The sequence below is a fragment of the Flavobacterium sp. PL02 genome (assembly GCF_035013205.1).
Taxonomy (GTDB): domain Bacteria; phylum Bacteroidota; class Bacteroidia; order Flavobacteriales; family Flavobacteriaceae; genus Flavobacterium.
In genome coordinates, this window is the sequence record NZ_JAYGJP010000005.1 from 123,092 (window position 1) to 138,556 (window position 15,465).

Consider the following 15,465-nt stretch of genomic DNA (forward strand, 5'->3'; position numbering starts at 1 on the left):
TTATGAAAGTAAAAGTTAATATCATACTAGTTATTCTATTCATTAGTTGCACAAAATCAGAAAAAGAAAAAATTGAACTTAATGATGTAATCAAAAATGCAGAAATTTTATGTTTTAGCGATTTAGATCGTTCTCAAAAAGAAAAATTAGAATATTGTTGTTTTTATTATCCCAAAAATTGGAGAGACGGTGTAGAGTATAAAAAGAAGATGCATATTTTGTAAAGATGAATATTGAAAATATTCTTTTAGCAAAACTAACAGAGTCGGAAGCTTTTTCAGTAAAAGGTTTGTTAAGTAATAATAATTTTTTTCTTTATGGTAAATATAAAAATCGTTGGGGTTTCGTTTCAATAGATGGAGATACAATCATAGAAACTGAAAAATTTGCAGGACATAGAACTTTAGATATTTCTAGAGATAGAAACATTGATGAAGTGATAATTGGACCATTACCCAAAAGACCCAAAAAAATGTATATTGAAATAATCAACTCAAAAAAATATCCTAATACGACGCTTGAATTTAATATTAAATGAGTTTTATAATCAAGGTTAGTATTAGAGAAAACAATCATTTAGGTTGGATTAAATCAATGTAAAAACAAAACCTCATCATAAAAACCAGATCCCTAGCCCTGATGGGAGCGACATCCTTTTATGCCAGGGTTTGGCATAAAAGATATAGCGGGCAGCAGGAAATAGCTCCTTAATTTTATTATATCTCACAATTTTAGATTTTGTTTTGTAGTTACTTAATCGTAATTCTTTTCTTCTTCAGGATATTCAGATATGGTTTTCTGGCGGGGTCTTTTTCCCAATCGGTGATTAAATCTTCTAGCATTTGGCGGTCGATGTTTTTGGTTATTTTTTCTACAAAAGCAGTAACTCTTTTCTCGAAGTTTTTTTGCTGATGTTTTGAATAGGTTTTTTTTACATCTTCAAGAGTTATTTTGTTGCTGTTTAAGACGTTTTTTTCTTTGGTGTAGTTCTGTTCTCTTATATCGGCTTTTAGTTCTAAATAGGCAGGATACCACTCTCCGTAGATTAAATTAGAATCGACTCCTTTCTTGGTGCTGCCAAATTTCCCGGTGCGTGCCATTTTAAAAAAGACGATGATATCTTCCAGGCTTTCGTATTTAAAATTTTCCAGCGTATCTACGGTTAAAATCTCGATTTGGTCATTGGATAGTTTGGTGCTAAAACCAAAGGAGTTTATGAATCGGTTTACGAGAACATTTACAACGCTGAAACCAATTGTTCCGTTTTCGTTTTTAAAAACCGTTCTTATATTGGGTTTAGAAAAAGTTTGATCTATCGAGAGGTTCATCTCGACAAGTGCCATTTGTGCATTGCCCGAAATTATTGATTTACTTAAATTTAAAGTCTCTTCCAACCTCGCTGTCCATGGCAGCTGTAAAGATTTGTTCGCTTGATTTGTTATTTCCATTTTCGGTATTTTTATACTTGCCTTCGATAATTTTAATAAAGTTTGCGGGTTTTAATATCCAGTCAAAATCTGCAGTCCAACCACGGTCATTTTCACCGTTTAAAAATCGGCTTTGTGCCACTTTCTGGAAGGCATCGCCTAATCCTGACAATCCCGATTCTGTGATTCTATTTTTTATGGCAGATTTTCGCTGAATCGTTAGTTTCTGAACAGCTGGCAATTTGTTGCAAACAGAATTGAAAATCGAAACTATTTTATCGAAATCAATTTTCTCAGGTTCTTTAACCGTAATTTCTTTTTTAGTTGCAATTACAAGCTCTTTTTTAGCTTCTTTTTTCTGGATATGTTCTTCCCGAAACATAGGTTCGTAAATCAGGTAATTGTCTTGGATAATTAAAATGCCCTCAGCAACCAACTCTATTAAAGGGGTTTCTATTTCATGCAAATCAAAAGTGGTTAGTTTTGCAATTTGCAAAGCAAAATTTGTAGTTTGATTTTCGCTTTGTTTGAACTTTTGCTTAAGCATAAGTGTTCCACAATTATTTTCTTTATGCAAAAGACATAATATGGAAATTAAGATTCCATGTGCAGCTGGTGAACATATTTTTAATTGGGAGTTGTTCATCCAGTCATCGATATATAGAGGGAAATAGGGTTGGGTTGCTAAGGTCATTTGGTTATTGTTTACTTTGTTTTGGTTATTATATCATAAACTTTTTTGGTCAATTGGATATCGTATAGACTGTCGTGTAGTTTTTTTTCGTCGACAGTAATTCCTAATTTATTGGCAACAGTTTTAAGTTTAAAATTTGGCATTTCGTGCCTAACATCCTTCAGATATTCTGCAGCCAATACCATCACATCGATGATATTGGACCAAAACCAAGAATCGAAACTCGTATCGTTGCATTGTTTAAAAAATGCTTTGAGAAACGCATTGTCGAAATGCGCATTGTAGGCACAAAAGAAATAGTTGTCTTTAGGGTCTTTTTTACTGCAATTCTTTTTTAGCAAGGCTATTAGCTCGGGATATACAATTGTTTGGTCAGGATAAGAATAGATGGTTTCAAGTTTTAAACCTCCCATATCTAAAGCGGCTTGATCGACTTTGCTAGTCTCATGCGGTTTTACTTTATAATCGAATGTCTCGGTTAATACGTTATCAATGTATATCGCTCCGGAAATTTGATGTATGGCGTGCTGCCAATGATTTAATCCCGTTGTTTCGACATCTATAAATAATTGTTTCAAAGTTATATGTTTCTAGTTAAGAATTGGTTTTGGTTCCAAGTAGGCAAAGACATTTGGATTAATCCAAAGTTGTTTTCGTGCGAAAAAACGTCATATCCTTTTACCAATTGGTTTTCGATTATTCCTTTGGCATTATTTAAGGCAAGATGATATTTGTATTTTCCTGTTTCGATATCTTCGGCGGACCAAACCAAAATTGCAATTGCAAATGGTGCAACTGTTTGTAGCATTACCATAATGGTGGTATTAAAATCACGCCCGGTAACCTCAGAAACTACTTCCTGACACATTCCTTCGGATAAATCATAATGCAATCTTGCAGCTTGATAATAAAATGCTTGCAGATCTTCGATTCCTGAGCTTTTTACCGATATGATAGCATCTACGCCAATGTTTTCTTTAAATTGGATCGCATCGGGTCTTACTTTTAGTTTTAATCCTGTTTTTGTGTCGGTATAATATACCGAAGCTTCTCTTTTGGAGTGGAGAATGAGTCTTCTTAGAATTCCGTTGCCGTATTGTTCGTAATGTTTTTTTAGAATTTTGATTTTAACCATATTTTCTTCAGAAACAGGTTCAACATCCGAGCAGTTTTTTAAAGTTTTGATGTAAGCGCGTTTTCCATCAATTTTATCTAAGCTCAATCCCAATGTTTCGACAACAGTTTTGTGGCAATGTTCCAGAACGATATCAAATGGTGTTTCCTGCATCTCGATTATACCATATCCTCTTTCGGTTATTAACTGTTCCCAATATTCAACCGCTTTTGTAACGCCTTCATTTGTGTTAAGCGGAATATTTGGTTCGATTATAACTCGGCTAAATTTGGTTGGTTCCAGAATTGCCTGATGCAAAAAGGTACTTAAATTAAAGTGGTCGGCAGTTTCCTGTAGTTTTTTGAGTTCTTCTTTATCTTCGCTTTTAGCAAACTCAAAATGCAATGGAGTTTTTAAAGCTGCTTTTAGCATAGATGAACTTAAAGCATCGTTGTTTAGGAATTTTTCTTTTCCGTCCTGAATAACTAATCCATTGGCATTTAATGTTTCAGTATAAATGTGTTTTGGTTTTACTTCCGATTGAATAAATTCGGCTATAAATTGAGCTGTTGGATATTCGTTTAACGGGCGTGTAAAGTCGATTGTGTTGTTTACTATTTCTTTTTCGGTTGCAACTGGAGAGTTTAAATTTGTCATAGTGATTTTTAGTTGTTATGGGTTAGTTATTTACTTTTTTATAGCTTTTAATTGTTTCTTCAGAGCATATTCTTTCGGATTTCTTGATTACGTGACCAGCAGTGTTTCTTCTTTCCGGAAAAGGATTTCCTTTTTCGTCGACCAATTCTAAAGTATGCATGCCTGACCTTCTGACGGTTTTGACTTTTAGTAATGATCCTGTTGCTGTTTTATATGTTTGGTTTTTTTCGATTGCCATTGTTATTGTTTCTTAAATTAAAAAGACGATTAGCGCGCCTATTCCTAGCCCAATCCAAAAAGCAATTAATATGCTTATAATGTAAAAATGGAAAGTTCTGTTTGGTTTTTCTTGCTCTAATTGTTTCATAATTATTTAATCTTGTTTAATGCTATTTGTAGGTGTGAGGGATGATTTCGGTATATATTCTTTGTTTTTATTAACCAGTCTAGAAAGAATAATCGCCTGATTTCTATTTCTATATCCAGAATTGAAGTATCGGTCGTAGTTTCAAACCTAAACGAAATCTTTTCGGATGATAAAAATTCTTTTAAGAAGTCGATAAGTGCTTTTTTATTTGAAACCGCAAGACTGTAAAGTGGTACTTTGTCATTGTTATAAACCTTGAAAATAGTACCGTTTATTTCTTCGTCTTTTTTTGAAAATGATATAAATAGATAATCGGGTTTGTTTTTGGCCATTTTTTTACTGGTGTCGAAAACTGTACGTATCTGAGCATCTATATTCATGATCAAAAAGGGTTTTGGGTTACAAATAGTAAGTCGTTCTTTATCTCTTCTGCATTCTTTGTTTGTAGCTTAATTGCTAAATCTGAGATTGTGGAGCAGGTTTCGTAATTACTTTCTTCTTTATCAAAAAGTATTCTTAATGCAGTAGCCAGGACGTTTTTTTCTTTGGCTGTTAATGCATCCATGATTCGTAATTTTTGATTTTTAAAGTGATAGTTTCACGAATTATAATTTTAGGTTGCTGATTAAGAAGTTGTAGTCTTTCTTTTTCTATCGGAATCAACTCACTGTGCAAATTGTATAACCTTGATTTTATTTTGGACAATCGTAGTTTCATGCAGTCATTCATTACCGTATTTCCTTCTCGATAATAGTAAACTGAAAGCTTTAAGCAAGTATTTCTTAATTTTTCATAAGTCGAAATGTTTTTTTTAATACGTTGTATTTCTTCTGAAATTTCTTCTAACTTTGCCATTCTATTTAGTATTAATGCCCCTAGTCTGGGCGTTATTAAAATCTGGATTAAAAACCGTTCATTCCCGTGAGCGGTTTTTTTATTTGCCTAATTTTAAGCTTTAGTGTCTTGTTTAATAGGTGTTTGTGTTTTGGTGTGGGTTTTTATTATTCGAAAATTTCATTCTCTTTAAGTCCTGTAAATTTTGTAATTGCTTCGATAGATTTGGTTTTGGTCAGGTTGTCGTGGTTTGTGTTTATCCATCTTCTCATGGTTAAATATGACTTGCCTAACGCTAATGCTATTTGCATCTTGACTTCATCAGTTCCTAGTTTTTCTTTTGCGGTTTTTGTTAGTTCCATTTTAATTGCCTACTTTTGATTAGTTATTTTTGTATAGTGCAAATATAAAGTAAAATGAAAGTATAACGCAAGTAATTTGAATAAAATTAATGTGATTTACTTTTATTTGTAATGATTATAAATAAAACACAAAATGGATACAGTTGGGTCTAGATTAAAAACCCTTATCAGAAATAAAGGTATAACGCCTTATGAGCTCTCTGAGAATACGGGTATTTCGCAATCGACTTTAAGTAGAATCATAAATAAGGATTCTAAGCCAAATATTAAAAACCGTAAAATACTTGCGGATTATTTTAATGTTCCAGGAAATTACTTCTTACCTGAAAGCGAACAGGAAGTAGTAGTTGAAGAAGAGGAATATTTGGAAAATAAAAATGGTAATAAATTTAAAGAATTAGAGAACGGAAAATTTATTATGACTGTGCCACTTGTACCTGTAAAGGCTTATGCTACTTATATAAGCGAATGTTGTGAAGGTGATTTTGTAGATGGATTTAATGATGTAAATTTTTACGTAGATCAATTTGCAAGAGGTAATTATGTAGCTTTTGAAATAAAAGGGGATAGTATGGATAACGGAGGATTGTATGATAATCCGGAAGGTTCTATTACGCTTTGCAGAGAATTAAATCGTCAGCATTGGAAAGACGGATTTAGAGGTTCTCAATATGGCTGGATAATCGTGCATAAGGATACAATAGTGTGTAAAGATATTATTGCTCAGGATTTAGAAAATGGTACAATAACGTGTCATTCTAGGAATCAAAGTCCAGAATATCAAGATTTTACTATTGAATTAAACGATGTTAAGCAAATTTTTAAAGTAATAAAAAGAACTTTTTAATATCCCCAATAAAACAATATTTCAAATTTATTAAAATAAAAAAAAAGTATAAAAGTCTTTAAAATGAGTTAGTTATAAGGGTAAAGTTATTTTTTGAGTAAAAAGCAAAACTTCCTTATTAATTGCTGAGATTGGTTCTTAAATGGCAGTTTGTTCCGCTTAAAGATATATAGATTTAAAAAGGTATAAAAGCCGTAAATAAAGCTCATGCGAGTTTATTTACGGCTTTTTTTTATGGAATAAAGTCAGATTTGATTTTGATTTAATTCTTCTGATTTTTAGGCTGGGTCTGCATTTGGGTATTCAAAACAGTGTTTTCTTGAATGCTTTTATGAGGTTTTAATTGCTAGTTTGCGCAGTTTTTTGCTGAAAATTATCAAACTCAAGACGTTTAATAACATCTTTTATAATTGCTGAATTGTGTCTAATTGGTTGATTTTTAAATGTTTGTTGCTGTGTTCTGTTCTTTATAAATAAAAACTTGTATTGTTTCTGCTTATTTAAGGTGCGTGGTGCTCTTTATTATGCTGATTATACATCTTTCTATTTTTTGATGTTTTATAAGGATTTAATTCTTAAGCCTATAATTTACAGTATGTTTTGTTTTGTATGAAAGTAAAATGAAATTATTTATTTCAAATTACTTGCATAATACTTTTGTTTTGCTTTATCTTTGCTACATCATAAAAAACAAACAGCGCAATGGACAAAGAAACTAAAAAAAACAAAAGGTACACTTACAACCAGCAAATAATTAAGGCATTGGTTGATAAACACGGTTTTACACCTTTTTTTATCCGACAATGTTTATCCGGTCATCGTAATAGTATTACAGCAGATAAAATTAGGGTTGATTATAAAATGCTCGAAAAAGAACTGAAAGAAACCATCGAGCAATTCAATACAAAATAAGAATTCACAAATCGATTCAGCTTCGAGGATTAGGAGTAAACAAAGTAAAATTTTCTAAAAAATGCAATTATGCCATATCTGTGGACAAATAACAAGGTTGCAGTAGAACACGAAGAATTGGTTCCGGAGTATTGGAATTGTTTAAAAAGTTTGCAATCAGAACTTAATCGTTACAAGCAGAAACCTTTTGGCATAAAGCGTTTACAAGTAGGAGGAAATGGCCGAAAGTTATTGATAGACTTTGATAGTTTAAAAACAACAATTCAGGATGCATTAGGAGATCCGCGAAGAATTGATAATCCGTTGGAAGTTTTTTTTGATTTTGATGCTGCAGCCGTTCGATATTATGCCAAGTTTAAAAGAGCAGGAAATGCATTAGAGGCTGAAGAACAGGAGCGATACATTATTAATGCAAGTGTCATGAACGCTGCAATAAAGCTAGAGCAGGCTCGCATACAGGAAAGGATAAAGCTAAGAGGTTCGATACGAGGAATCATTGCAATATTGGTAAAAGATGTGGAGAACTTCAATAATACATTAAAGATTAAACACGAAGTAAATCACAATTTGCCAGCGAGCGAAAAGCAATTTAAAAAACTTTTGAAAGCCTGTAAAGACGATTTGTATTATCCGATTATAAAAGATCCTAATGGCGGAAAAACAAACAATGCGCGTAAAGTGGATGACAAAACGGAAATGATTTTTAATGGTTTGTTTAAAAATCAGATGCATAAACCAACGCCAACAGAAATAGCACGGAATTATGAAGCTTTTTTAAATGGTTATGCCGAAGTTTTTAATGAAGAAACGGGAGAAATGTTTGACCCGAAAGACTATAAAAAACTATCGAATACCACGATTATTAATTACATCAATAAATGGGAAAACAGAATTGCGACGCATTTATCCAGAAGTGGTGACAGACAAAAATATATGAGTCAATATACGACTCCGCACCAAATGGATTTGCCAGTTTATTCGGGTTCAATTTTATCTATTGATGACAGGAACCCACCATTTTGGTATGAAAAAGGTAAGAGAGCCTGGTTTTATATTGGTTGTGATATTGCTTCTCAATGCTTTACTACAGTGGTTTACGGGAAAACGAAAGAGGGTATTATCGTTGATTTTTACCGACAAATGGTTCGGAATTATACGGAGTGGAATTTGCCTTTGCCGAATGAACTGGAATGCGAGAGTTCATTAAATAGTAGTTTCAGGAATACGCTGCTTCGTCCTGGCGCCATGTTTCAGAGTACTCGAATTATTGCCAACAAAGCAAGTGGGAAATATATAGAAAGGATGTTTGGGAAAGTACGATATGATGTCGAGAAAGAAGCTTTTGGATGGATTGGACGTCCGCATGCTAAAAAAGAATCCAATCAGGCTGGTCCGGGAGAAAATAAAATTATTCCGTACAACCAATTGATTAATGAAAGAATGCTGGAAATCGAACAATGGAATAATATGCCACATCCTGAACATGCTACGATGAGTCGTTTTGATTATTTCCTGAACAAACAACATCCTGATTTAAAACCGACGAACTGGGAAGCAATTTTACCAATTATTGGTTATAAAACCGAAACCTCGTGCAAGTTGGGTTATGTAACGCTCCAGGGAAAAAGAAGAGCAATTGCCGAGGATGGAAAGATTTTGACAGGAGAAGCTTTAGTCGATATCATGAAAGTTATCGAAAGCAAAGAGGTTAATGTCTATTGGCTTGATGGTAATGATGGGCAGGTTATGAAAGCTTTTGTGTATTTAAATGACCGATTGATTTGCGAAATAATGGAAATGCCACGCTACAATCGAGCATCTATAGAAAGAACTGAAGCCGATAATATGGCTAGAGCTTTACAAAGTTCTTATGTGGCTTCGGTAGAAGCTTTTGCTAAACGCCAAAGAGATAAAATAGAAAGAATCAACATTATTGATAATACGCCCAGAACGATTAATTCCAATTTTAAGTTTTCGAATATTAAACGCTTTGAAGCGAAAGAAGAACAGCCAGTTGAAATATTTGATGATGAATCCGAAGATGATTTTGCAATTGTGCCACAAGGAAATGCAATACCAAGCTGGAAAAGAAATTTTATGTAATAATAAAAAGTAAAAAAATGAACCTAACAAACGAATTTAAACAAAAAGTAAGATTGGCACTTATTGAAGTTCGCCAAAATTATGGAGGATCTGATGCTGATTTTTCTAAGTCGAAAGGAATTAAACCTTCCATTTATTCCCGATTAAAAAACGGAGAAATCGAAAGAATTTTATCCGATACAATCTGGATTACTTTAGGAAGGGAACTTCAGGTAAAAGTATTTGAAGATAATTGGAAAGTAGCTAGAACATCGGTTTATACTGAAATAGAAGATAATCTCAATTTTTGTGCGGCTTTAAGCAAATCGATGGTATTGGTTGATGATTGCGGGATTGGTAAAACATTTTGTACCAAGCATATTATCAAAAAAATGAAGAATACTTTCTATGTCGATTGCTCTCAAGCCAAAAGCAAACAACAATTTATCAGGCTTCTTGCCAAAACTGTTGGTATAGACAACCAAGGGAAATATGTAGATGTAAAGGCCAATTTAAAATATTACGTCACAACACTTGAAAAGCCCTTGATTGTTCTTGATGAAGCTGGAGATTTAGAATATAACGCATTCCTGGAACTTAAAGAATTATGGAATGGAACTGATGGAGCATGTGGCTGGTACATGATTGGCGCCGATGGTTTGAGAGCCAAGATTCAGAAAGGAATCAGCAATAAGAAAGTAGGTTTTGCCGAAATATTCAGTCGATTCTCAGACGAATTTATCAAGTTGGTTCCTAATGGAAAAGTAGACAGAACTATTTTTTATACCCAATTAATAGGTGATGTTGCCAATGCCAATATAGAAGATCGTAGCAAAACCAAAACATTGGTTAATAAATGCATCGGAAAAGAAACTACACTTAGATATTTAGAAACTCTCATAAAAATAGGCGCATAAATGGCACGAGCAATATCTCCCAAAACATTATTTGAAAAGAAGTTCGACGAGTTTGATTTTGAAGGAATCTGGGGCGACGTATTTGGCAAACCCGAAAAAGGCGGTGTTTGGATTATATATGGAGCTGAAAAAAACGGAAAAACACTCTTTGCACTTAAACTGGCCGAATTTTTAACCAAATATGAAAATGTTTGGTACATATCTGCAGAAGAGGGCACAGGAAAAGAATTCCAAGCCAATGCACAACGTGCCAAAATAGATCCTGCTTCGAGAAAAATAAAATTCTCTGAGTATACCGAAATAGAAGTGGTGAAAGAAAGATTATCTAAACGCCAAGCACCAAAAATTGTATTGTTTGATAATATGACGATTTATAATGATGAACTGAAAAATGGTGCTTTCAGGCGTTTTACTTCGGAGTTTCCAAACACAACAATGATATTTCTGGCGCACGAAGAGAAAAAAGAGCCTTATACTGCTACAGCAAAACTAGCCAAAAAGTTGGCTAAAATTTATATCCGAATAGAAGGATTAACCGCTTTTGTTGCCGGAAGATGTCCAGGAGGAATAATGGCGATAAATGAAAAAACAGCCATGCTATATCACGGAAGTGACATTAAAAATAAAATTCAAAAATAATAATTACACAAAATTTAAATTAATATGACAGCAAACGAAATCACAAACCGTTTAGACATTTTGTACAATGTCCTTCTTTATTGTTCCGAAAAACACGCGACTTTTAGCAAGTTTCAGCGTATTTGTATCAACCAGGAACGAGGTGCTTTATTAAGTAGATTCTCTTTTTTATTGGATGAAATATCCGAAGATGAAGTTAGAGATTATAAATGTCCTCCAGAGATTGAAGCTAAAATTCAATTTACACTTCAGAAAATAAAAGATACCAACTGGCTGGCTTTTGAACAGGTCAGGTTATCATAAAGAGAAAATAGCAAGAAGATTTTTCAGCGCCTTTAACAAACCAAAATCTATGAATAATACAATAATCTTATTAGTGATATTGCTTATCGGTACAAACCTAAAGCCGATTAAAACCTATATCGAGTGGCTAAGATTTAGAATTAAAACAATGTATAAACAAAGAAAATATGAGCGTAACAATCAAACCAATAACCGATCACGAATCGTATGAGGTAAATGGGCATTTGGTTTATAAAGACACCTTAAATAACTGGATATCCAAATCTGATTTATCGGAAAAAGAACGATTGGCTTTTAGCCAATATACCAAAATTGTCATCCAGAATCCCCGATTTAAAAAACACACTAAAGCAACGTATAACGATTAAATAAAAATAGTATGAGCAGAAAAGCAAAATTAGACACCATCGGTTTTTTAACAATAATAACAATTATTTTCACCGTCTTAAAAATAACCAATGTAATTACTTGGAGTTGGTGGTTGGTTTCGTCACCAATTTTAATTCCGTTTGGATTAATCCTAACTTATTTAGTTCTGGCAGGATTACTCTTTATGATTAAGCAATTACAGGAAGAATAAAAGCAATGTTTTTGATAATTACATAAATAAGTAATAGACTTCAATATTACAAAAATATGTAATAAATAGGCTAATAAAGCTGTTTAGAGAGTCAAAAAAATCGCCTTGCAGAATTAAAATTGTCTGTTTATCTTTGTAATATGACACGCAAGGAAAGACTTCTCGAAAGAAATAATTTAGTACGTAAGCACTTTTATTCATTAATGGCAAAGAATCCTAAATGGAGGATTGATGCTGTAGTTGAGGAAGTTGCGAAAAAATATTTTTTATCTACAAGAACCGTTGATGCTATTGTAAACTACGAAGGTATTTACAACGACAACCTCAAAGATTCAAATAAAAACAGCCAATTAAAAATGTTTTAAACAGCATTTAAACACAAAAAAAGATATTAAACACAAATTGCACGAATTGTCACTAATTGGTTTGTGGAATTAATTACACAAACTAAGTTAACCATTAAGATTAGTGCAAATTAGTGTAATTAGTGTTTAACTTTTGTACTATCCCCAAAGAACCTCCTTTTCAGGAGGTTTTTTTATGCCTAAGAAATAATGCTTAGTTTTTTGTTTGAAAATAACGGATTTATTTCTCTGCAAATAGTAGTGTTAAACGATAGTTTATAACTCATAAAACCATCTACAGCATTATCAACTTCTTCATTAACTTGTAATAATGGAGCAAATAAACTTCCTTTTAAATGCTGAAGTTTTTCGGATAGTTTATGGATTAAATTAAACTCGGCTAATTCATCCGGATTTTCGACTGTTATATTAAGATGGTCGATCCAGCCATTTTTGCAATACAAAAGTACTTCTACAACACAATCTCCTTCCTGATTGCTTTCGGGCATATTTTGCCAGGCAATACTATTTATTTCGATGAGAGCAGCGGTCCAATATACAGGATCGCCAGAGACAGGATTAGAAATTTGTTTGCGTTGCAAATCGACCAATCCCAATTCTGGAATTGTCTTTAAGGCTTGTTTTATTTTTACAAATAATTCGTTGCGTGGTGTCATTTAAAATTTTGTTTTTACGTGATTAGTTTGCCCATTACACTTGAAGTATAAGCATAACAATTTGAAGCTGATGTATAACAGCTTTTATTATTTTCATTAAAACAGACTTTTCTTTAAAGTCTATTTATATTGTCCATCGACATTTAAGTTCCCATCGTCATCGAGCTCAATATTATTGATCTTCATACCATCGTATTCCAGATTTTTTTTGGCTTCAATTAAAACGTTCATGTAATTGTCGTCGTTTAACATTTGCAAAATACCTACTCCCAGTTCAGGAAATTCACGATACTCGCCTTTGTTGGCAATCAAGATATGTTCTTGATGCAGGTTTTCTGAAAAACCAATCAATAGGTCTCCGTTCTGGAAGCCTAAATCCCCGTTTGTGTCTACTATTATATCATTCATAAAGCAAAATTCGGCTTTAGATACGTACCATAAAATTTACGTTCCAATGTTTGTATAAAATCTCTCCAAACTTTGTATTTATCATATACAAGGATTGGAAGACTATTTTTTTTGCAGCAGAAAAGCCCACAACTTTGCCTCAGAAATCAATCGGAAAATTACTTTTTAATACGAGTTACTTGTTTAAGTAAAACCAAAAGAAGGGTAACGAAACGAGAATAAAAAAAACAAAGTGAGACTAATAAAGTACTTAGCCGTGCATTGCACAGCAACCTCTCAAAACACATCAATAAGTAGCATACAGAACTACTGGAAAAATCAATTGGGTTGGAGAATGCCAGGTTACCACTTTATTATAAAGCCAGATGGGGAAGTAGTTTCTTTATTGCCAATAGAACAGGTTTCGAATGGTGTACAAGGATTTAACCATGAAAGCATCAACATATCTTATGTAGGTGGAATCGACGAAAAGGTTGTTCCTAAAGATAATCGAACGCTTGCCCAGAAAGCTTCTTTGTTAAAATTGCTTACGGAATTGAAACAAAAATTTCCGAAAGCTATTATTCAGGGACACAGAGATTTTCCGAATGTAAAGAAAGCATGCCCAAGTTTTGACGCTAAAAAAGAATATCAACATGTATAAAAAAACACTTTTGTTATCAGTGTTTATTTTTAGTTGTTTGTTGATTTCCTGTCGTACGACGCGACAGGAAACTCAAAAAACCGAAAATCAGACTCAAATAACATCTGAAAAAGTAGTCATCTATAAAGATACTACAGTTTATGCTCCGAGAGCAGAAACGGAACTAAGAATCCCTTTATCTGAATTGGTTGCAAAGAGCCAATTGAAAACAGATTCACAACCCATTTTTTACGTTCAGAAAAACGCTCAGGCAAAGGTTAAATTAAAAATTGTACACGATACAATTTCGATATCTGCTACCTGTGATAGTCTTGCTATAGTGGCCAAGATAAAAAATGAGTTCAAAAAAGAGAGTTCAAATGTTATTAAAAACAACAATATAGAAAGCAAGCAAAAAACTGGATATTCTTTTATTCATATCGGTATTGCTTTTTTACTCGGATTTGCATTTTGTTATATAATTAAATTTTTTAAAATAGTATGAGTTTACCAAATATAAAATTCAACATCTCTAGCAAGGGTCTAGGGTTGTTACAATCAGACATTCAAAAAGTACCAGGATTGGTATTAACTGGAGTTACAGTTACAGGAACTGGAAAAGTTGCTGTAGGTAGTTCGTATCAGATTTTCTCGCTTGATGAAGCAGTAAATCTTGGTATCGAAGAGACAGGTGCAAATGCTTTTGCTTACAAGCATATCAAAGCATTTTACGACGAAGCCAAAAAAGGAGCAGAACTTTGGTTTATGCTTGTTTTATCGACCATTACAATGGAAGATATGGCCGATTTGACAAAACCTTATGCAAAAAAGCTTTTGGCTGATGCATCTGGAAAAATTAGAGTTTTAGGACTTCTTAAAAAATCAGGAACTGCCGAAACAATCACAAACGGATTAGACGCCGATGTTGCTCTTGCTGTTGCAAAAGCGCAAGTGTTAAATCAGGATTATGCAGACAGGTATTTCCCGGTTCGTACAATTATCTCAGGAAATAAATTCTCTGGAGTTGTTGCTGACTTAAAAGATTACACCACTGCAAGTTTCAACAAAGTATCTATTTTGTTAGCAAACACAGATGGTTCTAAAGAAGCTTCTGTAGGTTTGGCTTTAGGAAGAATTGCAAGTATTCCTTCTCAAAGAAAAATCTCTCGTGTAAAAGATGGTCCGGTAGAAGATTTTACCGCTTATTTTACTGATGGATCAAAAGCAGAAACCCTTGATACTTCCTGGAATGCTATCCATAACAAAGGATATATCTTTTTACGCAGTTTTGCTAACCGTTCTGGTTATTATTTTACAAGTGATACAACCTTAACTGGACCTACAGATGATTTCAATACGTTGTCAAGAGGTTTAGTAATGGACGAAGCAGTACTTATTGCTTACGATACTTTGGTTGATGAATTATCAGACGAAATTCCGGTTACAGATGCTGGAAAAATTCACCCAGTTACTATTAAATCATGGCAAAATGCTATCGAAAGACAAATCGATGCTTTAATGGTACAAAACGGAAAATTATCTGGTGTTAAAGCATTTATCGACGAAAACCAAAATGTATTGGTTACAAACAACCTTGATATTGCTTTACAATTATTGCCAGTAGGTTATAGCGATTATATAACTGTAAACATCGGATTTACAACAAATTTAGAATAAAT

25 protein-coding genes are annotated in these 15,465 nt (G+C 33.2%); 14 read left to right on the plus strand and 11 right to left on the minus strand.

Annotated elements, in window-relative coordinates; all coding sequences use genetic code 11:
- Window positions 1–2: 2 nt before the first annotated feature.
- Window positions 3–224: a hypothetical protein gene (locus tag SHI72_RS15565; RefSeq protein ID WP_323490596.1), complete on the plus strand. Its 222-nt coding sequence runs from the start codon at window positions 3–5 to the stop codon at window positions 222–224.
- 2 nt (window positions 225–226) lie between these two features.
- Window positions 227–538, plus strand: a complete 312-nt coding sequence (locus tag SHI72_RS15570; protein ID WP_323490597.1) for a hypothetical protein — start codon at window positions 227–229, stop codon at window positions 536–538.
- A gap of 211 nt (window positions 539–749) precedes the next feature.
- Here SHI72_RS15570 and SHI72_RS15575 read toward each other — a convergent pair whose 3' ends face one another.
- The 9 genes from SHI72_RS15575 to SHI72_RS15615 all read right to left on the minus strand — a co-directional run bounded on the left by SHI72_RS15575 (window position 750) and on the right by SHI72_RS15615 (window position 5,455).
- A complete protein-coding gene (locus SHI72_RS15575; RefSeq protein ID WP_323490598.1) occupies window positions 750–1,448 on the minus strand; it encodes a hypothetical protein in 699 nt (232 codons plus the stop codon).
- On the minus strand, window positions 1,369–2,121 hold the full coding sequence (locus SHI72_RS15580; protein WP_323490599.1) for a hypothetical protein: 753 nt from the start codon (window positions 2,119–2,121) through the stop codon (window positions 1,369–1,371). Before SHI72_RS15580 ends, SHI72_RS15575 begins: the two co-directional genes overlap by 80 nt.
- Before the next feature lie 11 nt (window positions 2,122–2,132).
- Window positions 2,133–2,699: a 3'-5' exonuclease gene (locus SHI72_RS15585; RefSeq protein WP_323490600.1), complete on the minus strand. Its 567-nt coding sequence runs from the start codon at window positions 2,697–2,699 to the stop codon at window positions 2,133–2,135.
- Window positions 2,700–2,701: 2 nt separating this feature from the next.
- Entirely contained in the window at window positions 2,702–3,892 is a 1,191-nt protein-coding gene (locus SHI72_RS15590; protein ID WP_323490601.1) for a hypothetical protein, read from the minus strand.
- A 22-nt stretch (window positions 3,893–3,914) separates the two neighbouring features.
- Window positions 3,915–4,130 (minus strand): hypothetical protein, encoded by a 216-nt coding sequence (locus tag SHI72_RS15595; RefSeq protein WP_323490602.1) that lies wholly within the window; start codon window positions 4,128–4,130, stop codon window positions 3,915–3,917.
- Window positions 4,131–4,261: 131 nt separating this feature from the next.
- Window positions 4,262–4,639 carry a hypothetical protein gene (locus SHI72_RS15600; RefSeq protein WP_323490603.1) on the minus strand — a complete coding sequence of 126 codons (378 nt, stop codon included), beginning with the start codon at window positions 4,637–4,639 and terminating at the stop codon, window positions 4,262–4,264.
- Between the two features lie 2 nt (window positions 4,640–4,641).
- Window positions 4,642–4,824: a hypothetical protein gene (locus SHI72_RS15605; RefSeq protein ID WP_323490604.1), complete on the minus strand. Its 183-nt coding sequence runs from the start codon at window positions 4,822–4,824 to the stop codon at window positions 4,642–4,644.
- Window positions 4,812–5,114, minus strand: a complete 303-nt coding sequence (locus SHI72_RS15610; RefSeq protein WP_323490605.1) for a hypothetical protein — start codon at window positions 5,112–5,114, stop codon at window positions 4,812–4,814. The genes SHI72_RS15605 and SHI72_RS15610 overlap by 13 nt, the downstream gene beginning before the upstream one ends.
- 146 nt (window positions 5,115–5,260) lie before the next feature.
- A complete protein-coding gene (locus tag SHI72_RS15615; protein WP_086896328.1) occupies window positions 5,261–5,455 on the minus strand; it encodes a hypothetical protein in 195 nt (64 codons plus the stop codon).
- A 133-nt stretch (window positions 5,456–5,588) separates the two neighbouring features.
- On the opposite strand from SHI72_RS15615, the gene SHI72_RS15620 reads away from it, so the two are divergent.
- From SHI72_RS15620 to SHI72_RS15660, 9 genes are all read left to right on the plus strand, one after another.
- Window positions 5,589–6,302, plus strand: coding sequence for a helix-turn-helix transcriptional regulator (locus tag SHI72_RS15620; RefSeq protein ID WP_323490606.1), 714 nt, complete (start codon window positions 5,589–5,591; stop codon window positions 6,300–6,302).
- A gap of 702 nt (window positions 6,303–7,004) precedes the next feature.
- The gene (locus SHI72_RS15625) at window positions 7,005–7,214 is read left to right on the plus strand and encodes a hypothetical protein (RefSeq protein ID WP_035626295.1); all 210 of its coding nucleotides are present in this window, start codon (window positions 7,005–7,007) and stop codon (window positions 7,212–7,214) included.
- Window positions 7,215–7,283: 69 nt separating this feature from the next.
- The gene (locus tag SHI72_RS15630; protein ID WP_323490607.1) at window positions 7,284–9,317 is read left to right on the plus strand and encodes a hypothetical protein; all 2,034 of its coding nucleotides are present in this window, start codon (window positions 7,284–7,286) and stop codon (window positions 9,315–9,317) included.
- A 17-nt stretch (window positions 9,318–9,334) separates the two neighbouring features.
- Complete coding sequence (locus tag SHI72_RS15635; RefSeq protein ID WP_323490608.1) at window positions 9,335–10,213, plus strand: ATP-binding protein; 879 nt, start codon at window positions 9,335–9,337, stop codon at window positions 10,211–10,213.
- The gene (locus tag SHI72_RS15640; protein WP_323490609.1) at window positions 10,214–10,852 is read left to right on the plus strand and encodes a hypothetical protein; all 639 of its coding nucleotides are present in this window, start codon (window positions 10,214–10,216) and stop codon (window positions 10,850–10,852) included.
- A 24-nt stretch (window positions 10,853–10,876) separates the two neighbouring features.
- Window positions 10,877–11,155, plus strand: coding sequence for a hypothetical protein (locus tag SHI72_RS15645; RefSeq protein WP_323490610.1), 279 nt, complete (start codon window positions 10,877–10,879; stop codon window positions 11,153–11,155).
- A 167-nt stretch (window positions 11,156–11,322) separates the two neighbouring features.
- Window positions 11,323–11,523, plus strand: coding sequence for a hypothetical protein (locus SHI72_RS15650; protein WP_035626314.1), 201 nt, complete (start codon window positions 11,323–11,325; stop codon window positions 11,521–11,523).
- Window positions 11,524–11,534: 11 nt separating this feature from the next.
- Window positions 11,535–11,735: a hypothetical protein gene (locus SHI72_RS15655; protein WP_323490611.1), complete on the plus strand. Its 201-nt coding sequence runs from the start codon at window positions 11,535–11,537 to the stop codon at window positions 11,733–11,735.
- A gap of 140 nt (window positions 11,736–11,875) precedes the next feature.
- Window positions 11,876–12,100, plus strand: coding sequence for a hypothetical protein (locus SHI72_RS15660; protein ID WP_086894378.1), 225 nt, complete (start codon window positions 11,876–11,878; stop codon window positions 12,098–12,100).
- 179 nt (window positions 12,101–12,279) lie between these two features.
- Here SHI72_RS15660 and SHI72_RS15665 read toward each other — a convergent pair whose 3' ends face one another.
- Together SHI72_RS15665 and SHI72_RS15670 are read right to left on the minus strand one after the other, a co-directional pair.
- On the minus strand, window positions 12,280–12,756 hold the full coding sequence (locus SHI72_RS15665) for a hypothetical protein (protein WP_323490612.1): 477 nt from the start codon (window positions 12,754–12,756) through the stop codon (window positions 12,280–12,282).
- Between the two features lie 120 nt (window positions 12,757–12,876).
- Window positions 12,877–13,164, minus strand: coding sequence for a hypothetical protein (locus SHI72_RS15670; protein WP_035626322.1), 288 nt, complete (start codon window positions 13,162–13,164; stop codon window positions 12,877–12,879).
- Between the two features lie 232 nt (window positions 13,165–13,396).
- Between SHI72_RS15670 and SHI72_RS15675 the strand changes: the two genes are divergently transcribed.
- The 3 genes from SHI72_RS15675 to SHI72_RS15685 are packed head-to-tail and all read left to right on the plus strand — an operon-like array spanning window position 13,397 to window position 15,463.
- Entirely contained in the window at window positions 13,397–13,807 is a 411-nt protein-coding gene (locus SHI72_RS15675) for an N-acetylmuramoyl-L-alanine amidase (protein ID WP_086894375.1), read from the plus strand.
- On the plus strand, window positions 13,800–14,291 hold the full coding sequence (locus SHI72_RS15680) for a hypothetical protein (RefSeq protein ID WP_323490613.1): 492 nt from the start codon (window positions 13,800–13,802) through the stop codon (window positions 14,289–14,291). Before SHI72_RS15675 ends, SHI72_RS15680 begins: the two co-directional genes overlap by 8 nt.
- A complete protein-coding gene (locus SHI72_RS15685; protein ID WP_323490614.1) occupies window positions 14,288–15,463 on the plus strand; it encodes a DUF2586 family protein in 1,176 nt (391 codons plus the stop codon). The genes SHI72_RS15680 and SHI72_RS15685 overlap by 4 nt, the downstream gene beginning before the upstream one ends.
- The last annotated feature ends 2 nt before the right edge of the window (window positions 15,464–15,465 follow it).